The following is a 19,813-nucleotide window of genomic DNA, read 5'->3' as shown; positions in this document are numbered from 1 at the left end:
AAAAAAATCAGGCGAAGCTTTCCCAGTTGCGGCGCTGGCTGGCCGGGTCGGTCGGTTCGTGTTCCGCGCAATCGATGCGCAGGAAGGAGATCGGCAGCGGCGCATTCACCAGCGCGCAGTGGTGCGGCACGGCCTGCCCCGGATACTTGTTCGGTTCGAAGTGCCGGCACGACAGGCAGGCGCGCAGCTCGGGAAAACGGTCGGTCTTCTGCAGCTGGGCGATCAGCCGGAACAGGCCGGTGAGCAGCTGGACCTGCTGCTCCTGCGGCAGGCTCGATGCCGCCGCATCCGCGAACGACAGCGCATACCCCAGGCGCAGCGCGACCCGCTCGCCTTCCTGGGTCAGGTGCAGCGCCGTGGCGCGGCCGTCGTCCTCGGCGCGCGCCTTGCGCACCAGGCCCTTGGCCACCAGCGCGGCGACCGAGTCGCTGGCGCTGGCCGCCGAAATCGACAGCTGCTTCGCCAGCCAGGTCAGGCGCACGCCGCGGGTGCGGTGCTGCAGCAGCTGCAGGATCTCGGCCTGGGCCGGATTCAGGTTCTCGCTGGTCGACACCTCCCACATCCCCGAGCGCAGCACGGTGGCGATGCGCGCGATGGCGGTGACGATGCGCGCCGAGACGTCCGGCGTGCTGTCCCAGGGGGTTTCGGGTGTGATGTCCATGGCGGGCAGATTAGCACACCGCCGGGATATGTCAAGGAGTCCTACATATTTCACCAGCGGCCAGTCATGCGTCCCGGCCGGCCGCGCTCAGGCTGGCCTGCACGCGCTCCAGCAGCGCCCGCAGCTGTTCCCGCTCCGGCGGCGCGAGCGCGGCGAGGGCGAGGTCGGCCAGCCTGAGGCGCTGCTCCGCCACCCGCGCGTGCAGCGCTTCGCCCTCGGCACTGAGCTGCAGCCGCGTGCTGCGGCGGTCGGATTCGTCGGCGCTGGCCGCCAGCAGGCCCTTGTCGCGCAGGCCGCGCACCAGGCGCGTGAGCTGCGCCTTGTCGCGCCCGGAATGCAGCGCCAGCTCGCTCTGGGTCGCGCCGGGGTGGCGCGCGAAGAAACCGAGCACCTTGCTTTCCATGTGCGTGAGGTCCAGCTCCGCCACGCCCGGCGCCCGCAACTGCTGCGAACGCACCATGTGCATGATCGAATGGATGGCTTCGAGGACATCGTCGGCCTCGGTCGCGCGATTTTGGTTGACTTTATCAACTGGTTTTTTCATAATAGGTGACATTATCAACTATCTGGAGCAAGCATGGAAGCGAGTAAACACAGGGCCGTGCAGCGGGTCCGCCACGAACTGCGCCGGCGCGAGGTCGTCGTCACCGAGGTGACGCAGGTGGGGGCCAACTTCGTCAGCGTCACCTTCAGGGACGACTCGCTGGCCGACTTCGTCTCGCTGTCCTTCGACGACCACGTCAAGTTCATGATTCCCGACGGCAGCGGCGAACTGGCGCGCCGCGACTATACGCCGCGCCGCTACGATACGCAATCGCGCGAACTGACGATCGAATTCGCCCTGCACGGCGAAGGCGCGGCCTCGGACTGGGCGCGCCGGGCCAGGCCGGGAGACAGCGCCACCATCGGCGGGCCGCGCGGCTCGATGATCATTCCGCTCGACTACGACTGGCACCTGCTGGTGGGCGACGCGACCGCCCTGCCCGCGATCCGGCGCCGCCTCGAGGAATTGCCGGCGTCGGCGCAGGTGATCGTGGTGGCGGCCGCCGCCGAAGGCGACCACCTGGAACTTGCCAGCCCGGCAAAGCTGCAGCAGTACTGGGTGGCCGATGAGGATGAACTGATCGCGGTGGTGCGCGCGCTGGCGCTGCCGGCGGGCGAGGGTTTCGCCTGGGGCGCTGGCGAGGCGGGCGCGATGCGCCGCCTGCGCGACGTGCTGGGCGCGGAGAAGGCCGTGCCGAAGGAAGCGATGCGGGTGTCGGCCTACTGGAAGAAGGGCGTCGCGGATCACCACGAGAACCTGGACTGATGCCGCCGCCAGCCGGGACAGGCTCCTAGAACAGGGAGCCGGTCTGGGGCAGCGCGGCGGCCTTCGCCACCGTGCGCGGGGCCGGCCAGGCCTTCATGCGCCCGGCCGGATAATCGCGCAGGAAGCTGCGCGCGACCTCGATGTCCGGGCAGGCGAGCCAGGCTCGCACTTCGTCGTCGGGAAGGATGACCAGCGAGCGCTTTTCGTCGCCGGGCTTGTGCATGCGCCGCATCAGCGGATGCTGGTCCGCGTTGATGGTGATCTGGGTGAACGAGGTCTGGATGCTGCCATCCGGCTCGCTCCATTCGCGCCACAGGCCGGCCACGTAGAACAGCGCGTCGTCGCGCATGCCGATGCCGACACGCTCCGCACGCCCGCTCTCGTAGCAGGGTTCGTAGAAACATGTCATCGGCACGGCGCAGAACTGCAGCCTGCGCCAGGCCGGCGCGAAGGATCGGCGTTCGCCGAGCGACTCCGCGCGCGCATTCATGGTGTCGAATGGCTTGACACCGGGCGGGATGTGCCGGCGCGGCACCATCCCGTAGCTTGCCAGGCAGGCAAGCGGCTGCCCTGCCCGCTCCGAACGGAGGATGGGCGCGGCGTAGTCCTTCCAGGTTTCGTCCGGCCAGCGCCAGTCGCCGGGCAGGTCGCTGAAGGCTTCCAGCGCATGCAGTTGTTCGGGAGTGGGCGGACGATAATTAACGCACATGGAAAAGGACCCTGGACACGCGACGCCCGATGATAGCAGCTTCCGTGGCGGATGCCGCCCGCCGGGGCCCCGGACGCCTGCCCAGGACCGCACCGGCTGCAGCCCCGGTGCATCGGGGCCGGTGTGGCGGTGTGCCGGAAGGCTTACTGGGACTTGCCCAGGCGGGCCAGGCGTGCGTTCACGGCCGGGCGCACCGAGTCGGAGCCGCGCGACAGGCGGTACAGCTGCGACAGCTCGCTGGTGTCGCCGTGGGAAGGCGACACAACCTGCAGCACGGTCTGGGCAAGGCGCAGGGTGGAGGACAGGAAGTTGGTAGCGGTAGTCATTTGAATTTCCTCGATAAACTGTTTCTGTGCCTCTAGTATGGACTCTCCCAGATAAAAATCAAATTGAGGTTCATGATAATCGCCATTCATAAACAGAATATCTTGAAGGCACTAACGGCGATAATCCTTATTCACAGGAAATATATCTTGCGGGCAGCATTGCGCCTCTGGCAAGCGTGTCGACGGACCCCTTGAAACGGTGTCAACGCCGCAGCTGCGCGATCAGGTGCTCGATGTCTTCCATCCCCGCCGGCTTGGTCAGGTGGGCGTCGAACCCCGCCCCGAGCGCCCGCGCGCGATCGTCCTTGGCGCCCCAGCCGGTATGCGCCGCCAGCAGCGCATGCCGCATATGGGGCAGCTTGCGGATCTCCGCCGCCGCCTCGTAGCCGGTGAGGCCGGGCATGCCGATATCGAGGATCAGGAGCTCGAAACATCCGTCCCGGGCCGCGCGCAGCGCGGCATGGCCGTCATGTACCACGGTGACCGCGTGCCCGGCGGTCTCGAGCAGGGCCGCCAGCATGGTGGCGGCATCGACGTTGTCGTCGGCGATGAGCACGCGCAGCTTCACCGCGCCGCCCGCCGGCAGGCTGCGGGCGCCCTGCCGCCCCGGCCCCGGTTCGCTCACGGCCATGACCGGCAGGCGCACCGTGACCGTGGTGCCGTGGCCCGGCCCGGCGCTGTCGGCGGACACCGCGCCGCCATGCAGCCGCACCAGGCTGCGCACCAGCGCCAGGCCGATCCCAAGCCCGCCCTGGGCGCGCCCCATGTTCTGCGATACCTGGCTGAACATCTCGAACACCTCGTCCAGCGATGCGCGCGGGATGCCGATGCCGCTGTCGCGGACCGCGATCACCAGGCCGGCGTCGCCCTCGAGATGCATGGTCAGCGCGATCAGCCCGCCGTTGGGGGTGTACTTGCAGGCGTTGGCGAGCAGGTTCACGAGGATCTGCGCCAGGCGGGTCGGATCCGCATCCAGCCATATCCCCTGCTCCGGCATCACGACGTCCAGCTTGTGGTGCGCGCTTTCCACCATCGGCAGCACGCTTTCGATGGCGCTGGCGACCACCGCCTTGATCTCGACCCTGGTTCGCTTCAGTTCGATCTTGCCGCTGTTGATCCGCGAGATGTCCATCAGGTCGTCGATCAGGTGCACCATCTGGCGCAGCTGGCGGTCCATCATGTCGTGCGCCTTGTCCAGCACGGTGCCGTTATGGTTGGCAAGCCGCATCAGGTCGAGGCCCGTGCGCAGCGGCGCCAGCGGATTGCGCAGCTCGTGGGCCAGGGTCGCGAGGAATTCCGTTTTCCGGTTGTTGGCGGCCGACAGGTCGGTCGCCAGATGGCGCAGCTGTTCCTCGCCCAGCTTGCGTTCGGTGATGTTCCGGCTGACGGTGCCGTAGCCGTCGATCTTCCCGTGGACGTCGAACAGGGCGTAGACGCTGTAGATCATCCAGATCGGCTCGCCCGTCACGAAGTGCCGGAAGCGGATCTCCGCTTCCGCATGGCCGTCGCGCGCCACCTGCGGGAAGAAGCTGTCCATGATGAAGGCGCGGTCGTCGGGGTGCATGAACTGGTCGACCGTGATACTCAGCAGCATTTCCCTGGCGCCGCCCACCATGTCGATGGCGGCCTGGTTGAGGAAGAACGGCACCATGTCGGCGCCGCACATGCCGATGAAATCGGTGCTGCGCTCGGCCAGCGAGACGAAGCGCTGGCGGTCGATCTCGGCTTCCTTGCGGTCCTGGATATCGGTATGCGTCCCCACCCATTCGCGGATCGCGCCGTCCGGGTGGAACAGCGGCACCGCGCGCACCAGGGTCCAGCGGTACTGGCCGTCAAAGCGCAGCAGGCGCTGCTCGGTCTCGTAGGGCCGCTTTCCGGCGACGCATGCGCCCCAGTGGTCGACGCTGCGCTGGCGGTCGTCCGGATGGATCGCGTCGCGCCAGCCGAAGCCCGCCATCTGCTCCTGGGTCCGCCCGGTGAAGGCGCGCCACGACGGGGAATCCTCGTGGACGGCGCCATCGCCGCCGCATTGCCAGACGATCTGGGTGCTGGCCGTGACCAGGGAGCGGAAGCGCTCTTCGTTGAGCTTCAGCGCCATCTCGCTTTCCTTGCGCTCGGTGATGTCGCGGGTGGTGCCGGCCACCGCTTCGACATCCCCGTTCGGCCCGATGACCGGGACCAGGATGTAATCGTAGATGCGGCGGCCGAAGGTGCCGTTGAACGGCACCTCGCCCTGGACCGGCGCCCTGGTCGCCTTGACCTGCTCGATCTCGCGGCCATGCATCTCGGCGTGCCAGGGTTCATAGCCGATCTCGAGGCAGTTCCTGCCGATGGCCTCGTCCCAGCTCATGCCCCACATCTTGAGCAGGACTTCGTTCGCATAGGTGAAACGGTGGTTCAGGTCCCATACGTAGGCCAGGTCGGGCGTGTTCGACAGGATCGTCTCGTACAGGCGGCGCCGCTGCTCCGACTTGCGGCTGAGCTCGAGCAGCTCGCGCTCGGTGCGCTCCTGCCGGGTGATGTCGCGGTACACGACCGCGATGCCCTCCTCGTCGGGATAGGCATGGATGTCGAACCACAGCTCGCGGTCCTTGTGGTGGTAGCAGTTGCGGACCACGGCCGGCTCGCGCTCGCGCATCACCCTTTCGTAGACCTTGCCGATTTCCAGGTGCTCGGATCCCGGCCACAGCTCCCAGTGCGTGCGCCCGACGATCTCGGACTCGGGACGGCCGTCGATCGCGATGCCCGCCGCATTCACCTGCAGGACCCGGAAGCCGTGGTCCATCAGCACGAAGCCATCCTTCAGGCTGCGCAGGAAGCGGTTGCTGCGCCGCTGCTCGAGCGCGAGCATGCGCTCGGCGCGTTCGCGCGCCGCCACCTCTTCCTGCAGGCGCCGCTCCAGTTCGCGCAGGCGCGCCAGCATTGCCTGTTCCCCGGCGGCGTCCCCGGCCGGAAAATCGGTCGACAGGGAAGTTTGGTCAGCGGAATCGGCGTCAGTCATGGGGGAATGATCATTTTTGCAGTAACAGGTCCGCAGTATATCGGACTCGCCCCCGGCGTTTGCCGGGTAGCGCGTGCGGTATCTTCCTCGGATACACTGCGGTATAGTCATTCCAACCACATTCCAGGATTCCCGATGCGCAGCCAGATTAGCGAAGAGATCACGTTCCGCAAGCTCGAGATCCTGATTGCCTACATGGATGGCGGCAGCCTGAACAGCGCAGCGGAAACCCTCGGGATCAGCGTGGTCAGCGTGCACCGGGCCCTGCATTCGCTCGAAGAAAGCATGGGCTGCACCCTGTTCGGCCACAAGGGGCGCAGCCTGATGCCGACCGATGCGGCGCGGGTGCTGGCCGACGTCAGCCGCGACGTCATCAAGCTGATGGGCGACGGCATCGCGGCGGCGCGCAAGGTCGCCGGCTATTCCGCCGGCCACCTCCGGATCGGGTCGCTGTACTCGCTGACCACCAGCACCACCCCGGAAGTCATCTTCGACATCAAGCTGCGCCGCCCCGAACTGGAGGCCGAACTGGTGCTGGGCTCGAACGCCGACCTGCTGCACAAGCTCAAGCAGAACGTGATCGACGCCGCCCTGATGGCGGTGCCCGGCGACGATCCCGAGATCGTGTCGATCCCCCTGTTCGACGACGAGATCTACTTCGCCGCGCCGGCCGGCTCGCCCTACGCCGGCGCCGCCGCCATCGACCTGCGCCAGTGCGGCCACGAGAAGTACGTCAGCCTCAGCGAAGGCTTCATCACCTACCACGGCTTCATGGACGCGTTCCGGGTGGCCGGCTTCCAGCCGACGGTGGTGATGAAGACCAGCGACATCTTCTCCCTGATGAACCTGGTCAGCGCCGGGCTGGGCTACACCCTGCTCCCGGGGCGCGTGCGCAACGTATTCGGCGACAAGCTGCAGCTGATTCCCCTGTTGCCGGAATTCCGCATGCAGCAGACCATCGGCGTCAACTTCCTGCGCGTGCGCGAGCGCGATCCCAACCTGCTGGCCCTGGCGGCGGTCTGCCGCATGCTCAAGCGCGGGCGCGACCTCGCCGCCTGAGCCCGCACTTCTCCGCTTCACCCTTCGCACTCCACACTTTCGCTGAGCGTAAACGTTCAACCGGCGGCGCTAATTGTTCGTGAGAGGTTTCGGGGTTACCTTAGACCTGTTGTCAGTCCCATCATAATTTCAGGCGCGTCCACGCGCTGCCCCGAACAACTCTTGTTCAAGCGGAGACACCATGTCCTCTCACATGCTTTCGATCTACGTACTCGTGGCGATGTTCGTTCTGGCCACTATTTTCCCCATCAACATGGGCGTCATTGCTTTCGTCGGCGCCTTCCTGGTCGGCACGCTGGTCGCAGGCATGCAGACCAAGGCGATCATGGCGGGCTTTCCCGCCGAACTGTTCCTGACCCTGGTCGGGATCACCTTCCTGTTCGCGCAGGCCCAGAACAACGGCACCATCGACTGGCTGGTGCGGCTCGCGCTGAAGGCGGTGGGCGGACGAATAGCGGCGATTCCCTGGATTATGTTCGGGATCACGGCCCTGCTGACGGCGGTGGGCGCGGTCAGTCCGGCGGCGGTGGCGATCATCGCCCCGATCGCCCTCGGCTTCGCCGCCAAGTACGGGATCAATCCGCTGATGATGGGCCTGATGGTGATCCACGGCGCGCAGGGCGGCGGCTTCTCGCCGATCAGCATCTACGGCGGCATCACCAACAAGGTGGTGCAGAAGGCCGGCTTGCCGATCTCCGAGCTGACCACCGCCTTCGCCAGCCTGGGCGTCAACCTCGCGGTGTCGGTGCTGCTGTTCTTCCTGTTCGGCGGCGCGCAGCTGATGCGCCGGCGCGAAAGCGGTCCGGGCCTGGCAGGCATCCCGGCCTTCAATACCCAGGTCGCCGTGCCGGCCCAGGGCCCGCAGCTCTACGCCGACGCCGAAGACGAGTCCTTCGGTGAAGAGAAGCTCACCAGGGCGCGCTCCCCGGATGCGCTCTCCGCGACCGGCGCCGCAGGCGGCGCCCTGGGTGGCGCGGCCGGTGGCGCCGCAGGCGCCATTGCCGGCGGCGGCGCGATGGCGGGGGCCCCGGTCAAGGGCGCCGCGGCTGCGGCCGGCCAGGGCGCCACCATGCAGCAGGTCTTCACGGTCTGCGGCCTGGTCGCGCTGGCCGTGCTGACCCTGATGTACAAGCTCGACATCGGCTTCGTCGCCATCACCATCGGCCTGCTGCTGTCCCTGATCGCGCCGAACGTGCAGAAACGCGCCATCACCCAGGTCTCGTGGCCGGAAATCATGCTGATCGTCGGCGTCAGCACCTATGTGGGCGTGATGGAGAAGATGGGCACCATCACCTTCGTCGGACACAGCGTGGCCGGCCTCACCTCGCCGCTGGTCGCCGCCCTGCTGCTGTGCTTCGTGGGCGCCGTGGTCTCCGCCTTCGCCTCGTCGACGGCGGTGCTCGGCTCGCTGATCCCGCTGGCCGTGCCCTTCCTGCAGATGGGCACCGGGGTCGACCCGATCGGCTTCATCGCCGCCATGGCGGTCGCCTCGACCATCGTCGACGTCAGCCCCTTCTCGACCAACGGCGCGCTGGTGCTGGCCAATGCCCAGGGGGTCGACCGCGATGTCTTCCTGCGGCAACTGATGATCTACGGCGGCATCGTCACCGTGGTCGCGCCGATCGTCGTGTGGCTGCTGTTCGTGGTCCTGTAAGTCACACTATCATGGAGAACACATCAATGGGTCACGCAGAACAGGAGCGCACCGGGCGCGGCTGGAACAGCCTGCAGGAGAACCGCCTGGCCCGCCTCCAGAGGGCGAGCAATGCCCTGGGCGGGGCGCTGTCCGGCAAGGTGGTCGAGGCCGCGAGCATCGTCGAACTGCTGCACCAGGTGATCGAGCCGGGCGACCGGGTCTGCCTGGAAGGGAACAACCAGAAGCAGGCCGACTTCCTCGGCAAGGCGCTGGCCGGCATGGACCCGGGGCGCGTGCACGACCTGCACATGCTGCTGTCGGTGCTGTCCCTGCCCGAGCACCTGGACGTGTTCGAGAACGGCATCGCCTCGCGCCTGGACTTCTCGTTCTCGGGGCCGCAGGCGGCCCGCCTGGCGCGCCTGGCCGGCGCCGGCAAGCTGAATATCGGCGCCATCCACACCTACCTGGAGCTGTTCGGCCGCTATTTCATCGACCTGACGCCGCGCGTCGCCCTGGTGGCGGCGGAAGCGGCGGACCGCCACGGCAACCTGTACACCGGGCCGAACACCGAGGACACCCCGGCGATCGCCGAAGCCACCGCCTTCAAGGGCGGCATCGTGATCGCCCAGGTCAACCAGATCGTGGACACCCTGCCGCGCATCGACATCCCGGCCGACTGGGTCGGCTACGTGGTGCAGTCGCCCAGGCCCTATTACATCGAGCCGCTGTTCACCCGCGATCCGGCCCAGATTTCCGAGATCCAGGTCCTGATGGCGATGATGGCAATCAAGGGCATCTATGCCGAATACGAGATCCGGCGCCTGAACCACGGCATCGGCTTCGACACCGCGGCGATCGAACTGCTGCTGCCGACCTACGCCGCCAGCCTGGGGCTCAAGGGCAGGATCGCCACCCACTGGGCGCTCAATCCGCACCCGGCCCTGATCCCGGCGATCGAAGCCGGCTTCGTCGAATCGGTGCATTCCTTCGGTTCCGAGCTCGGCATGGAGAACTACATCCGGGCCCGTCCCGACATCTTCTTCGTCGGCCCGGACGGCTCGATGCGCAGCAACCGCGCCTTCTGCCAGGCCGCCGGCCACTACGCCTGCGACATGTTCATCGGCTCGACCCTGCAGATCGACTTGCAGGGCAACTCGTCGACCGCGACCCTGGGGCGCATCTCCGGCTTCGGCGGCGCGCCCAACATGGGCAGCGACGCGCGCGGCCGGCGCCACGCCAGCCCGGCCTGGCTGAAGGCCGGCGCCCAGGCGCGCGAGGGCCGCAATACCATCCCGCGCGGCCAGAAACTGGTGGTGCAGATGGTGGAGACCTTCCGCGAGCACATGGCGCCGGCCTTCGTCGAGAAACTCGATGCCTGGACCCTGGCCGAGCAGGCCGGCATGGCGATCCCGCCGGTGATGATCTACGGCGACGACGTGACCCACATCCTGACCGAGGAAGGCATCGCCAACCTGCTGCTGTGCCGCAGCGACGAGGAACGCGAACAGGCGATCCGCGGCGTGGCCGGCTACACGCCGGTGGGCATGGGGCGCGACAAGCGCATGGTGGAAAACCTGCGCGACCGCGGCGTCATCCGGCGCCCCGAGGATCTCGGCATCGACAAGCGGCTGGCCACGCGCGACCTGCTGGCAGCCAAGACCATGAAAGACCTGGTGAGAGCCTCCGGCGGCCTGTACGACCCGCCGAAACGCTTCCGCAACTGGTAAGGAGACACGATGGAGACCTTGAATTTCCGTTTCGAGAACGGCAGCCGGAAGATTGCGGTGCCGCCGCAGCTGGTCGGGGTGGTCAGCTCCGGCAACCTGGAGGTGCTGATCGAGCCCGCGCCCCTGAATGGCGCCTGCGAGATCGAGATCCGCACCGCCGCCAACGGCTTCGGCGCCACCTGGCAGGCGGTGATGAGCGACTTCCACGAACGCTGGCAGCTGGCCGACACCCGCATCTGCATCAACGACATGGGCGCCACGCCCGCGGTGGTCAGCCTGCGCCTCGACCAGGCCGCCGAAACCATGACGACGGGAGCACCATGAGCAGCTATCTCGAATGTAATGCCCGCGAACGGGTGGCGCGCGTGTTCGACCCCGGTTCCTTCCTTGAATTCCTGCCGCCCGCGGCGCGCGTGGTCAGTCCGCACCTGGCCATGCTCGATGCCCCGGTCTCGTTCGACGACGGCGTCGTGGTCGGGCGCGGCACCCTGGACGGCAAGCCGGTGTTCGGCGCGGCCCAGGAAGGCGGCTTCATGGGCGGCGCGGTCGGCGAGGTGCACGGCGCCAAGCTGGTCGGCATGCTGCAGCGCGCGGTCGCCGAGAACGCCCACGCGGTCCTGCTGCTGCTGGAATCGGGCGGCGTGCGCCTGCACGAAGCCAACGCCGGCCTGATCGCCGTGTCCGAAGTGATGCGCGCCATCCTCGACGTGCGCGCGGCCGGCATCCCCGTGGTGGTGCTGATCGGCGGCTCGAACGGCTGCTTCGGCGGCATGGGCATCGCCGCGCGCTGCGCCAACACGGTCGTGATGTCCGAGGAAGGCCGGCTGGCGATGTCCGGCCCGGAAGTGATCGAGACCGCGCACGGGGTCGAGGAATTCGATTCGCGCGACCGCGCCCTGGTCTGGCGCACCACGGGCGGCAAGCACCGCTACCTGCTGGGCGACTGCCAGGTGCTGGTGGCCGACGACGTGAGCGCCTTCCGCCAGGCGGCGCTGGCGGCGATCGCGGAGGGACGCGCCCGCCATCCGGGCCTGACCCTGGAGGGGCTGGAGGCCGAGCAGGCGATGCTGGAGCGGCGCCTGGACGAATTCGGCGCCCAGTCCGAGCCGCTGCAGGTCTGGAAGGCGCTCGGCATCCCGGACCCGGGCGCGATCCCCATGCTCGACGTCGACGATTTTCTCGGCGTCGCCAACCAACACCGGGCAGGAGCCGCATGATGGACTGGCAAACCTTGACATCCCAGCTGTTCCCGCAAGGGCACGACATCCAGGAACGCCTGCATTTCCTGTCCGGCACCGGCACCGTGGACGGACAGGAAGTCGCCGTGATCGGCACCACCGGGCATGCGCCGATCGGCATCGAGATCGCCCTGGCCCAGGCCAGGGCGGTGCTGGAGACGGTGCGCCGCCATCCGGGGCGCCCGATCCTGATCCTGGTCGATACCCAGGGCCAGCGCCTGCGCCACCGCGACGAGATGTTGGGCATCAACAGCTACATGGCCCACCTCGGCAAGTGCATCGAGCTGGCGCGCCGCTCGGGCCACCGGGTGATCGGCCTGGTGTACGACCAGGCCCTGTCGGGCGGCTTCATCACCAGCGGCCTGATGGCCGACGCCTGCTTCGCCCTGCCGGATGCGACCATCCGGGTGATGGGCCTGCCGGCGATGGCGCGCATCACCAAGGTGCCCGAGGAACGCCTGACCGAGCTGGCCAAGACCGATCCGGTGTTCGCGCCGGGCGCCGGCAACTACCTGCGCATGGGCGGCCTGCAGGCGATCTGGGAAGACGACTTCGCAGCGCGCCTGGCGGCCGCGATCCGCGACAGCGACAGCGTCGACCGCCGCCGCGCACTGGGCTTCGAGCGCGGCGGGCGCAAGCTGGCGCAGCCGGTGGCGCAAGCGGTCAGCGCAGGCGAGCATGTTCGCCCGGCATGACCTGGTGTGGCTGACGCCGCGCGGCTGGGAGCGCGCGGCCGCGGCCGCCCCGGTTCCTGACAGTGCCGCGCTCGCGGAATGGGGCGCGGCCGGCTGGCCGGCGGTGGTGACGCGGCTCGGTGCCGGGGTGCCGCCGGGCCAGGTGGCCCTCGGGCTGCCCCTGCCCCCCCGCCCGGACGGCAGCAAGCCGCGCATCGCGTTCAGCGCCGAGGTGACCGACATCGAGAGCGCCACCTCGGCCCTGCCGCTGGCGCGCGCGATCGCCGCGGTGCCGTCGGCCTGGCGGCCCGGGCTGGCCGCGATCGTGCACGACGCCGCCGACGCCGGCCTCGACGTGCGCGTCTACGGTTCGGTGGCGCTGCAGGCCCTCACCGGCCAGGCCTACATCAAGCCCGGCTCGGACATCGACCTGCTGCTGCATCCGGTCACCCGGGCCCAGTACCGCTGCGCGCTCGAACTGCTGGGGCGGCGCGCCGACATGCTCCCGCTGGACGGCGAGATCGTGTTCCCCAACCGGCAGGGCGTGGCGTGGAAGGAGCTGGCGCGCGCCACCGAGGCCCGCGGACGGGTGCTCGCCAAGACCCTCCAGGGCGTCGCCCTGGTCAGCCTCGACAGCCTGCTCGCGACCATGGAGGATAGCCATGCATGACCTGGTGCTCGACCACGACCTGCGCCTGGCGGACGCCGGCGTCCGGGATCGTCCCTTCCGCCTGGACCACATGGCGCGCCGGGCGATCGGCGCCCGCACCGCGCGCCTGGCGGTGCGCAGCCTGTATGCGGAACTGAGCCTGTATCCCAAGCCGGGACTGGTGTCGCTGCGCGACAACGGCAGCCACGCCGACATGACGGCCGAGACCTTCATGCGCAGCATGTTCAGCCTGCGCCACTATTTCGCCCGCATCACCGGGGCCGGCATGGACGGCGCCTCGTTCGCCGCGCTGGCCGGCCTCGGCGTGGCGGCCGAGCAGCGCATGCTGGGCGCCACCCGGGGCATCAACACCCATCGCGGCGCCATCTTCGGCCTGGGACTGCTGTGCGCATCGATCGGGGCCTGCCATGCGCGCGGCGGCGTCGCCAGCGCCGACGCCATCCGCTCGACCCTGGTGTCGCGCTGGGGCGCGGCGCTGGCCGCGCATGCGCGCCCGCAGGACCTGGACTCCCATGGCCTACGGGTCAGGGCCCGCTATGCGGTCGGCGGCGCGCGCCAGGAAGCGGCGCTCGGCATGCCGGCCGTGTTCGACGTCGCGCTGCCGGCGCTGCGCCGGGCCCTGCTGGCCGGCCGCGGCCTGCGCCGGGCCCGGGTAGATGCGCTGTTCGCCCTGATGGCCCACATCGGCGACACCAATGTCTATCACCGCGGCGGCGCCGACGGCGCCTTGATCGTCCGGCAGCACGCGCTCGACTTCCTGGCCCATGGCGGCAGCGCCGCGCCCGACTGGGAGGCGCGCGCCGAGGAGTGCCACCGCCTGTTCGTCGCCCGCAGGCTGTCGCCCGGCGGCGCGGCCGACCTGCTGGCCGCGGCCTGCCTGGTCAACGAGGCGACCGGAGGCGCGCACTAGCATGACGGCGACGCTCGCCCTCCTCTGCCCCGGCCAGGGCGCCCAGCACCGCGGCATGTTCGAGCTGGCGCGCACCGATGCGCGCGCCAGCCGGCTGCTCGCTGATCTCATCGACGAGGCCCGGCTCCCGCAGCCGCTCGACGAGGTGCTGGCGCAGGACGCGCTGCTGTTCTCGAACCGCCTGGCGCAGCCGCTGGTCGTGGCGGCGACCCTGGCCAACTGGACGGCGCTCGGCGACGCCCTGCCCGCTCCCGCCGTGGTGGCCGGCTACAGCATCGGCGAAGTCGCGGCCTATGGCGTGGCCGGCGCGCTCGCGCCGCGCGACGCGGTGGCCCTGGCCCGCGAGCGCGCCCGGCTGATGGACGCCTGCCTGCAGCACACGCCGGCGCAGGCCCTGGTCGCCATCTCCGGCCTGCCCCAGGGCGCGCTGCGCGCAGCGCTCGGGCAGGCCGGGTATGACGTGGCGATCGAGACCGGGGAAGACAGCTTCATCGCCGGCGGACGCGCCGACCGGGCCGACGCGCTGCAGCACGCGCTGCAGGCGCTGGGCGCGCGCGCCAGCCGGCTGCCGGTCGAAGTGGCGTCGCATACCCCGTTCATGGCCGGCGCGGTGGCGCCTCTTGTGGCCGAACTCCAGGCTTGCCGCTTCGGCAATCCGCAGGCGCCGGTCCTGTCCGGCATCTCGGCCGAGCGGATCGTGCGCCGCGACCAGGCCATCGACCACCTGTCGCGCCAGCTCGCCCAAACCATCCTGTGGAAGGATTGCATGGATGCCATCGCGGAAGCCGGGGTGACGGTCGCACTCGAACTGGGACCAGGCGCCGGCCTGGCCCGCATGCTGCAGGCGCGCCATCCGCAGATCGCCACCCGTTCCGTTGCCGATTTCCGCTCGCTGGCCGGTGTCGCGGCATGGCTGCAGCGGCATGTCGATTAGCCTATTCAGCCATCCCATGTCTGATATTTCCAATCGGAATTGGAAATAGCGGGGTTTCGCCTCTATAACTAGAGCATAGGAAACCCATGGCGCACCGGATGGACCGCGCGCCGCAACGCTATCAGGAGATCGACGTGAAAGAAGTATTCGCCGCAGTGACCGAATTGTTGACGCAAGCCGCCCAGGAGCGCGCAAGCGAGGTCATGCACAAGCAGGCACAAGTCAAGGCCAGGGCCGCCGAGGATTACCGTTCGAACGCCGGCGGCTGGAACTGATCGTCCCCTGGTCACCGGCGTTGTTATGGGCGCTATCACCGTTGTCTGGTGGTCCGCCATGAACTGTTGAGGTTTTGCCTGGTCCAACGCCTATTGCATCGCAGGCGGAGGTCCGATGAAAGCGCCGCGTTTCAAGAGGTGGTTGGGACGATTGCCCGGTCTGATCCGGCCCCAGCGGGCACAGGTGCTGCAAGCCCTGGGTCCGACCGTCGGCCTGGACCGGGTCGTCGAAGTGATCGCGCAGGCCAGGGCCGCCCAGTGCTATTCTACCTGCGGGGAGAGCTCAAGGGCGGCTTCGGCATGGCCTGAGCCTGCCGCTACCAGGTCCTGCCGCGCCAGTCCGCGGCCCAGCCCATGTACTGGCTCACGGGCATGGGCTGGGCGAGGAAAAAGCCTTGCGCGACGTCGCAGCCCTGCGCTTCCAGGCTGGCCCAGACTTCCCTGTCCTCGACGCCTTCGGCGATGACTTCCAGGCCCAGGTTGTGTCCCAGCTCGATCGTGGCCCGCACGATCACGCTCGAGTCCGCCTGCGACGTCATCGGCCGCACAAAGGACTGGTCGATCTTGATGGCGTCGATGGGGAAGCGTTGCAGGTAGCTGAGGCTCGAGTAGCCGGTTCCGAAATCGTCGATCCAGATGTCGAAGCCAAGGTCCTTCAGGCGCCGCAGCGATACCATCACGGCCTCGGGATCGATCATGAGCGCACTCTCGGTGAGTTCGAACTGGATCGCATCGGGCGGGATGCCCCAGGTGGAGACCAGGTTGCGGATCCGGCCGACCAGGGCCGGGTCGTGCAGGTCGTGCGCCGACAGGTTGACCGACAGCGAGTAATCCTTGCCCGCCGCGCGCCAGGCATGGACCTGCTGGAAGGCCGCCTCGAGCATCCAGTCGGTGATCGAGGTGATGAGTCCGCCCTGCTCGGCCAGCGGAATGAAGGATCCCGGTCCGATCAGGCCGCGCACCGGATCGCGCCAGCGCAGCAGCGCCTCGGCGCCGCAGGGGCGGCAATTGCCGATCTCCACCTTGGGCTGGCAATACAGCTCGAACTCGCCGAACTCGATCGCGCGGCGCAGCTTGCCCATCACCGCAAGACGGTTCGCGGTGGCCTTTTCTTGCCGTGCGGAATGCACCGCGATCCCGTTGCGCTCGGTCCGCGCCACGTACATGGCGGCGCTGGCGCGCCGCGCCAGGCTCTCGGCATCGTCCGCGTGTTCGGAAAAGACGGCGATGCCGATGGCCAGCCGCGTGTCGATCAGCGCGGCCGAGGCTTCGATCGGCTTGGCGAGCCCTGCCAGCGCCTTGCGCGCGGCCGCGCGTGCATCCTCTACATTGCAATCTTGCAAGACGACGGCGAATTCGCCGTCTCCCGGCGTCGTCACCTGCGCGCCGACCGGAAGCAGGGACGCCAGGCGCCGGCTCAGCTCCTGCATCACCGTGTCGCAGGCGCCGTAGCCCAGCACATTGCAGATATCGTGGAAGCCGTCCACCCCGATATGGAGCAGGGCGAGCGGGCCGCCCGCGACGCGCGCGGCCTCGATGCCGGCGCGCAGCCGCTGCAGCAGGCCGGAGCGGTTCGGCAAGCCGGTGGGCTGGTCGTAGAAACTGAGGCGTGCGATCGTTTCCTCCGCCTTCCGGTGTGCGCGCCGCATGCGCAGCGTGTGGATGCCGAACGCCAGGTCGGCGGCGAGTTCGCTCAGCAGGTCGATTTCCTGCTGGTCGAAGGCATCCGGTTCCGGTGCCGCCATGAAGAGCGCACCCACCACGTCGTCGTCACATATCAGGGGAAAGGCGGTGAGCGACAGGAACTTCGCCTGCTCGGCCAGCCGGCGCAGGAGTTCGTAGCGGGGGTTGGCGAACACCGGGCCCGAAAGCACGTTCTGGCGGGTGAACGGTTCCCTGGTCCGGATGGCGATGCCCATCGTGTCCTGGCCGAGCGCCGTATCGTCCCAGGTGTAGCCGGCTTCATTGAGTTCCCGGACGTCGAACTTGACCGCCTTGCCACCCTCCAGCCCCATGCAGACCATCCACTGCTGGCGCCGGGACGGTCCCTTGTCGGCATACACGACGCCGGCCCGCACATAACCGCCCTGCTCCACCGCCACGGCGCACATGTCGCGCAGCAGTTGCATCTCATCGGTGGCGCGGAGCAGGGTCCGGTTGCTGGCGCTGATCGTCCGGTGGGCACGGATTGCGCGCTGCAATGCAGGCGGGACCGCCTCCGGCGGCTGCGGACCCTCGTGATTCGGCGTGTCGGACATGGCGCTTTCCCGTGCTGGAAGACAGCTCCAGTATAGTCGCTGTCCTTACGCTCCGGTTACTCTCGCATCGCGAATCGCCAGTGGGGGCAAATGAGAACCGGGCCGGCAGGACGCCGGCCCGGTGTGTGCGGCTATCAGGCCGACACGTCGCCTTCGCGGATGTCGGCGGCCGCCAGCGCCGTCATGTTGACGATGCGGCGGACCGTCGCGCTCGGGCTCAGGATGTGCACCGGCTTGGCGGTGCCGAGCAGGATCGGACCGACGGTGACGCCCTTGCCCGACGCGACCTTGAGCACGTTGAACAGGATGTTGGCGGCGTCCAGCGACGGCATCACCAGCAGGTTGGCGCTGCCGGCAAAGCCGTTCTCGATCTGGTAGATGTCGCGGATCTCTTCCGACAGCGCGGCGTCGCCGTGGATCTCGCCGATCACCGACAGCTCGGGCGCCATCTGGGTCAGCAGTTCGCGCGCTTCGCGCACGCGGCGCGCCGACGGACGCTCCGAGGAGCCGAGCGAGGAGTGCGACAGCAGCGCCACCTTCGGATCGACGCCGAACTGTTTCACCGCGTTCGCCGCCAGGCGCGCGATCACCGCCAGTTCGCCGGCGCTCGGCTGGTCGTTGACATAGGTGTCGGTGATGAACAGCGTGTACTTGTCCAGCACCAGCGCATTCATCGCCGCCAGCACCTCGACGCCGGGCGCCGTTCCGATCTCGTTCTTCACGTGCGCCAGGTGGCTGTCGTAGCTGCCCTTCATGCCGCAGATGAGCGCATCGACTTCGCCCGACTTCAGCAGGCGCGCGCCCTGCAGGGTGGTGTCGCCCTCGGCTTCCACCAGCGTGAAGTCGACATCCTGCTTCAGGCGCAGGCCCGCTTCCTTGATCGCACGCTCGACCTTGGCCTTCTCGCCGATCAGGACCGGCTTGGCGATGCCTTCGTCGACCACGGTCTGCACCGCGCGCAGCACGCGGCGGTCGTCGGCTTCCGCGTACGCGACCTTGCGCGGGTTGGCCTTGGCCTTGGTGAACACCGGTTTCATGAAGAAGCCGGTGTGGTAGATCATCTGCGCCAGCTTGTCGCGGTAGGCCGCCATGTCCTCGATCGGACGGGCCGCCACGCCCGACGCCGCCGCGGCTTCGGCCACGCGCGGTGCGATCGCCGCCAGCAGGCGCGGGTCGAAAGGCTTCGGGATGATGTATTCGGGACCGAAGGTCAGCTCCTGGCCTTCATAGGCCGAGGCCACCACGTCGGACGCTTCCGCTTCGGCCATCTCGGCGATCGCGGTCACGCAGGCCAGCTTCATCTCGTTGGTGATGCGGGTCGCGCCGCAGTCGAGGGCGCCGCGGAAGATGTAGGGGAAGCACAGCACGTTGTTGACCTGGTTCGGGTAGTCCGAACGGCCGGTCGCGATGATGCAGTCGGGGCGCGCGGCTTTCGCCACTTCCGGACGGATTTCCGGCTCCGGGTTGGCCAGCGCCAGGATCACCGGCTGCGTTCCCATGGTCTTGACCATCTCGCCCGTCAGCACGCCCGCGGTCGAGCAGCCCAGGAACACGTCGGCGCCGTCGACGATGTCGGCCAGGGTGCGCGCCTGCGTGTCTTGCGCATAGCGCGCCTTGTTGACTTCCATGTTGGCTTCGCGGCCGACGTAGATCACGCCCTTCGAATCGGTGACATAGATGTTCTCGCGCTTCACGCCGAGCAGGACCATCATGTCCAGGCAGGCGATCGCCGCCGCGCCGGCGCCGGAAGCGGCCAGCTTGATCTGGCCGATGTCCTTGCCGACCACCTTGAGCGCATTCAGCAGCGCCGCGGTGGAGATGATCGCGGTGCCGTGCTGGTCGTCGTGGAAGACCGGGATGTTCATGCGCTCGCTCAGCTTCTTCTCGATGTAGAAGCATTCCGGCGCCTTGATGTCTTCCAGGTTGATGCCGCCCACGGTCGGCTCGAGCATGGCGATCGCATCGATCAGCTTGTCCGGATCGAGTTCGTCCAGTTCCAGGTCGAACACGTCGACGCCGGCGAATTTCTTGAACAGGCAGCCCTTGCCTTCCATGACCGGCTTGGACGCCAGCGGTCCGATATTCCCCAGGCCCAGCACGGCGGTGCCGTTGCTGATCACGGCCACCAGGTTGGCGCGCGAGGTGTAGTCGGCGGCGGTGGCCGGGTCGGCGGCGATCTCTTCGCATGCATAGGCCACGCCCGGCGAATAGGCCAGCGACAGGTCGCGCTGGTTCGACAGCGGCTTGGTGGCGACCACCTCGATCTTGCCGCGCGTCGGGCTGCGGTGGTATTCGAGGGCGTCCGCACGCAGCTGGCTGTCGCGTGTTCCTTCGTTGTTGGATTCGATACTCATCTTTTCTCCTGATCCCTGTTTTGGAGTGGTTGGGGCGTTTATCCTGTGACGCCGGTCCCTGGACGCTGCGTC

18 protein-coding genes are annotated in these 19,813 nt (G+C 68.3%); 11 read left to right on the top strand and 7 right to left on the bottom strand.

All coding sequences use genetic code 11. From position 1 onward, the window contains the following. Positions 1 to 7: 7 nt before the first annotated feature. Positions 8 to 661, bottom strand: coding sequence for a MarR family winged helix-turn-helix transcriptional regulator (locus H162_RS0108595; protein WP_020653052.1), 654 nt, complete (start codon positions 659 to 661; stop codon positions 8 to 10). Positions 662 to 725: 64 nt separating this feature from the next. Continuing rightward, positions 726 to 1,205 (bottom strand): MarR family winged helix-turn-helix transcriptional regulator, encoded by a 480-nt coding sequence (locus H162_RS0108590; protein WP_020653051.1) that lies wholly within the window; start codon positions 1,203 to 1,205, stop codon positions 726 to 728. Between the two features lie 33 nt (positions 1,206 to 1,238). On the opposite strand from H162_RS0108590, the gene H162_RS0108585 reads away from it, so the two are divergent. Continuing rightward, entirely contained in the window at positions 1,239 to 1,970 is a 732-nt protein-coding gene (locus tag H162_RS0108585; protein WP_020653050.1) for a siderophore-interacting protein, read from the top strand. Positions 1,971 to 1,995: 25 nt separating this feature from the next. Here the strand turns inward: H162_RS0108585 and H162_RS0108580 are convergent, their stop codons facing one another. The 3 genes from H162_RS0108580 to H162_RS32585 all read right to left on the bottom strand — a co-directional run bounded on the left by H162_RS0108580 (position 1,996) and on the right by H162_RS32585 (position 6,006). Further along, entirely contained in the window at positions 1,996 to 2,679 is a 684-nt protein-coding gene (locus tag H162_RS0108580; RefSeq protein WP_020653049.1) for an SOS response-associated peptidase, read from the bottom strand. A 143-nt stretch (positions 2,680 to 2,822) separates the two neighbouring features. Continuing rightward, positions 2,823 to 3,005, bottom strand: a complete 183-nt coding sequence (locus H162_RS0108575) for a hypothetical protein (protein ID WP_020653048.1) — start codon at positions 3,003 to 3,005, stop codon at positions 2,823 to 2,825. Between the two features lie 202 nt (positions 3,006 to 3,207). Beyond that, positions 3,208 to 6,006, bottom strand: coding sequence for a PAS domain-containing hybrid sensor histidine kinase/response regulator (locus H162_RS32585; RefSeq protein WP_156885522.1), 2,799 nt, complete (start codon positions 6,004 to 6,006; stop codon positions 3,208 to 3,210). A gap of 135 nt (positions 6,007 to 6,141) precedes the next feature. On the opposite strand from H162_RS32585, the gene H162_RS0108565 reads away from it, so the two are divergent. The 10 genes from H162_RS0108565 (at position 6,142) to H162_RS0108520 (ending at position 15,129) form a co-directional block, all read left to right on the top strand. Then, the gene (locus tag H162_RS0108565) at positions 6,142 to 7,065 is read left to right on the top strand and encodes a LysR family transcriptional regulator (RefSeq protein WP_020653046.1); all 924 of its coding nucleotides are present in this window, start codon (positions 6,142 to 6,144) and stop codon (positions 7,063 to 7,065) included. 181 nt (positions 7,066 to 7,246) lie between these two features. Then, a complete protein-coding gene (locus H162_RS0108560) occupies positions 7,247 to 8,719 on the top strand; it encodes an SLC13 family permease (protein WP_026354414.1) in 1,473 nt (490 codons plus the stop codon). A 26-nt stretch (positions 8,720 to 8,745) separates the two neighbouring features. Continuing rightward, a complete protein-coding gene (gene mdcA / locus H162_RS0108555; RefSeq protein WP_020653044.1) occupies positions 8,746 to 10,428 on the top strand; it encodes a malonate decarboxylase subunit alpha in 1,683 nt (560 codons plus the stop codon). Between the two features lie 9 nt (positions 10,429 to 10,437). After that, on the top strand, positions 10,438 to 10,752 hold the full coding sequence (mdcC, locus tag H162_RS0108550) for a malonate decarboxylase acyl carrier protein (RefSeq protein WP_020653043.1): 315 nt from the start codon (positions 10,438 to 10,440) through the stop codon (positions 10,750 to 10,752). Continuing rightward, entirely contained in the window at positions 10,749 to 11,645 is an 897-nt protein-coding gene (locus tag H162_RS0108545; RefSeq protein WP_020653042.1) for a biotin-independent malonate decarboxylase subunit beta, read from the top strand. The genes mdcC and H162_RS0108545 overlap by 4 nt, the downstream gene beginning before the upstream one ends. Beyond that, complete coding sequence (gene mdcE / locus H162_RS0108540; RefSeq protein WP_020653041.1) at positions 11,645 to 12,361, top strand: biotin-independent malonate decarboxylase subunit gamma; 717 nt, start codon at positions 11,645 to 11,647, stop codon at positions 12,359 to 12,361. Before H162_RS0108545 ends, mdcE begins: the two co-directional genes overlap by 1 nt. After that, a complete protein-coding gene (gene mdcG / locus H162_RS0108535) occupies positions 12,345 to 13,010 on the top strand; it encodes a malonate decarboxylase holo-[acyl-carrier-protein] synthase (RefSeq protein WP_020653040.1) in 666 nt (221 codons plus the stop codon). Before mdcE ends, mdcG begins: the two co-directional genes overlap by 17 nt. Beyond that, positions 13,003 to 13,920 carry a triphosphoribosyl-dephospho-CoA synthase MdcB gene (mdcB, locus tag H162_RS0108530; protein ID WP_020653039.1) on the top strand — a complete coding sequence of 306 codons (918 nt, stop codon included), beginning with the start codon at positions 13,003 to 13,005 and terminating at the stop codon, positions 13,918 to 13,920. Before mdcG ends, mdcB begins: the two co-directional genes overlap by 8 nt. Position 13,921: 1 nt before the next feature. After that, a complete protein-coding gene (locus H162_RS0108525) occupies positions 13,922 to 14,854 on the top strand; it encodes an ACP S-malonyltransferase (protein ID WP_020653038.1) in 933 nt (310 codons plus the stop codon). 86 nt (positions 14,855 to 14,940) lie between these two features. Further along, on the top strand, positions 14,941 to 15,129 hold the full coding sequence (locus H162_RS0108520) for a hypothetical protein (RefSeq protein ID WP_020653037.1): 189 nt from the start codon (positions 14,941 to 14,943) through the stop codon (positions 15,127 to 15,129). A 317-nt stretch (positions 15,130 to 15,446) separates the two neighbouring features. Here the strand turns inward: H162_RS0108520 and H162_RS0108515 are convergent, their stop codons facing one another. Further along, positions 15,447 to 17,387, bottom strand: coding sequence for a putative bifunctional diguanylate cyclase/phosphodiesterase (locus tag H162_RS0108515; protein ID WP_020653036.1), 1,941 nt, complete (start codon positions 17,385 to 17,387; stop codon positions 15,447 to 15,449). A gap of 134 nt (positions 17,388 to 17,521) precedes the next feature. Next, positions 17,522 to 19,741, bottom strand: a complete 2,220-nt coding sequence (locus H162_RS0108510; protein ID WP_020653035.1) for an NADP-dependent malic enzyme — start codon at positions 19,739 to 19,741, stop codon at positions 17,522 to 17,524. Positions 19,742 to 19,813: the final 72 nt, after the last annotated feature.

The sequence above is a fragment of the Massilia niastensis DSM 21313 genome, from assembly GCF_000382345.1.
Lineage (GTDB): Bacteria > Pseudomonadota > Gammaproteobacteria > Burkholderiales > Burkholderiaceae_D > Telluria > Telluria niastensis.
Note: the sequence above shows the minus strand (reverse complement) of the source record. Positions and strands in the feature narration are given on the sequence as shown.

What these genes read in the sequence shown, in the direction of transcription:
- H162_RS0108595 (WP_020653052.1), bottom strand. Translation starts at nt 661, where the DNA reads ATGGACATCACACCCGAAACCCCCTGGGACAGCACGCCGGACGTCTCG.
- H162_RS0108590 (WP_020653051.1), bottom strand. Translation starts at nt 1,205, where the DNA reads ATGAAAAAACCAGTTGATAAAGTCAACCAAAATCGCGCGACCGAGGCC.
- H162_RS0108585 (WP_020653050.1), top strand. Translation starts at nt 1,239, where the DNA reads ATGGAAGCGAGTAAACACAGGGCCGTGCAGCGGGTCCGCCACGAACTG.
- H162_RS0108580 (WP_020653049.1), bottom strand. Translation starts at nt 2,679, where the DNA reads ATGTGCGTTAATTATCGTCCGCCCACTCCCGAACAACTGCATGCGCTG.
- H162_RS0108575 (WP_020653048.1), bottom strand. Translation starts at nt 3,005, where the DNA reads ATGACTACCGCTACCAACTTCCTGTCCTCCACCCTGCGCCTTGCCCAG.
- H162_RS32585 (WP_156885522.1), bottom strand. Translation starts at nt 6,006, where the DNA reads ATGACTGACGCCGATTCCGCTGACCAAACTTCCCTGTCGACCGATTTT.
- H162_RS0108565 (WP_020653046.1), top strand. Translation starts at nt 6,142, where the DNA reads ATGCGCAGCCAGATTAGCGAAGAGATCACGTTCCGCAAGCTCGAGATC.
- H162_RS0108560 (WP_026354414.1), top strand. Translation starts at nt 7,247, where the DNA reads ATGTCCTCTCACATGCTTTCGATCTACGTACTCGTGGCGATGTTCGTT.
- mdcA (WP_020653044.1), top strand. Translation starts at nt 8,746, where the DNA reads ATGGGTCACGCAGAACAGGAGCGCACCGGGCGCGGCTGGAACAGCCTG.
- mdcC (WP_020653043.1), top strand. Translation starts at nt 10,438, where the DNA reads ATGGAGACCTTGAATTTCCGTTTCGAGAACGGCAGCCGGAAGATTGCG.
- H162_RS0108545 (WP_020653042.1), top strand. Translation starts at nt 10,749, where the DNA reads ATGAGCAGCTATCTCGAATGTAATGCCCGCGAACGGGTGGCGCGCGTG.
- mdcE (WP_020653041.1), top strand. Translation starts at nt 11,645, where the DNA reads ATGGACTGGCAAACCTTGACATCCCAGCTGTTCCCGCAAGGGCACGAC.
- mdcG (WP_020653040.1), top strand. Translation starts at nt 12,345, where the DNA reads ATGTTCGCCCGGCATGACCTGGTGTGGCTGACGCCGCGCGGCTGGGAG.
- mdcB (WP_020653039.1), top strand. Translation starts at nt 13,003, where the DNA reads ATGCATGACCTGGTGCTCGACCACGACCTGCGCCTGGCGGACGCCGGC.
- H162_RS0108525 (WP_020653038.1), top strand. Translation starts at nt 13,922, where the DNA reads ATGACGGCGACGCTCGCCCTCCTCTGCCCCGGCCAGGGCGCCCAGCAC.
- H162_RS0108520 (WP_020653037.1), top strand. Translation starts at nt 14,941, where the DNA reads ATGGCGCACCGGATGGACCGCGCGCCGCAACGCTATCAGGAGATCGAC.
- H162_RS0108515 (WP_020653036.1), bottom strand. Translation starts at nt 17,387, where the DNA reads ATGTCCGACACGCCGAATCACGAGGGTCCGCAGCCGCCGGAGGCGGTC.
- H162_RS0108510 (WP_020653035.1), bottom strand. Translation starts at nt 19,741, where the DNA reads ATGAGTATCGAATCCAACAACGAAGGAACACGCGACAGCCAGCTGCGT.